Below are 1139 nucleotides of genomic sequence, written 5' to 3'. Positions count from 1 at the left end.
CTTCCGGCCTTGCCGGCAGCGGCGCCTCGATCTTGATGCTCGAGCGCGGCGAGCCGTTGCCGGCGACGCCGCACGCGCGCGACACGCGCTCGATCTTCGTCGACGGCCATTATAGGCCGAAGGAGATGTGGCGTGAGGCCGGCGGCGCCGCCTTCAACCCCGGCAATTATTATTATGTCGGCGGCAATTCGAAGTTCTATGGCGCGGTGCTGATCCGCTACCGCAAGGAAGATTTCGCCGCCATGGAGCACTTTGGCGGGGTCTCGCCGGCATGGCCGTTCTCCTATGAGGAATTCGAGCCCTGGTATTCGAAAGCCGAACAGCTGTTTCGCGTGCGCGGTGCACTGGGCGAGGATCCGACCGAGCCGTTCCATTCGATCCCCTACGCCTACAAGCCGGTGCCCGACGAGGCGCCGATCGCCCGCGCCCGCGCCGAGCTGAAAACCCTCGGCCTGCATCCGGCCTCGCTGCCGCTCGGCGTCGACATCGACACCTGGCTGAAAGAGGGCAAGACCGGCTGGGATGCGTTTCCCAACACCGGCCAGGGCAAGGTCGACGCGCAGACAGGACCGCTGACGGCGGCCCTGAAGGACACCAACATCCGGCTCGAGACCGGCTGTTATGTCGAGTACCTGGAGGCATCGACCGACGGCAAAACCATTGCTGCCATCCACTATCGGCAGAATGGTGAGCTGAAAAAGGTCGCGCCGAAACTGGTCATCCTCTCCGCTGGCGCGGTCAATTCCGCCGTCATCCTGCTGCGATCACCGTCTCCTGATGGCAAGGGCCTTGCCAACCGCTCCGATCAGGTCGGGCGCAATTTCATGAACCACAATTCCAGCGCCATGCTGGCGATCGATCCGCGCCGCCGCAACGATGCCGTCTACCAGAAGACGCTGATGCTCAACGACTACTATCTGTCCGACGGCAAGGGCGGTAAGCCGCTGGGGAACGTCCAACTGCTCGGCAAGATCGACGGCAACATGCTGCGGGCCAATGTCAAGTACACGCCGGGATTCGCGCTCGACTTCATGGCCGGCCACGCCGTCGACTGGTACCTTATGTGCGAAGACCTGCCCGACCCGGAAAGCCGCATCATGGTCGACGGCAAGGACATCATCATGCAGTGGCGGCGCTCC

General features: G+C 63.5%; 1 protein-coding gene. It reads left to right on the top strand.

Annotated elements, in window-relative coordinates:
• Window positions 1-1139 (top strand): GMC family oxidoreductase N-terminal domain-containing protein (locus EN914_RS36125; RefSeq protein WP_164779200.1); only part of this gene is annotated, 1139 nt, incomplete at both ends.

The organism is Mesorhizobium sp. M7A.F.Ca.CA.001.08.2.1 (assembly GCF_003998455.1).
GTDB classification, from domain to species: domain Bacteria; phylum Pseudomonadota; class Alphaproteobacteria; order Rhizobiales; family Rhizobiaceae; genus Mesorhizobium; species Mesorhizobium ciceri.
This window is presented reverse-complemented; position numbering and strand designations above follow the sequence as displayed.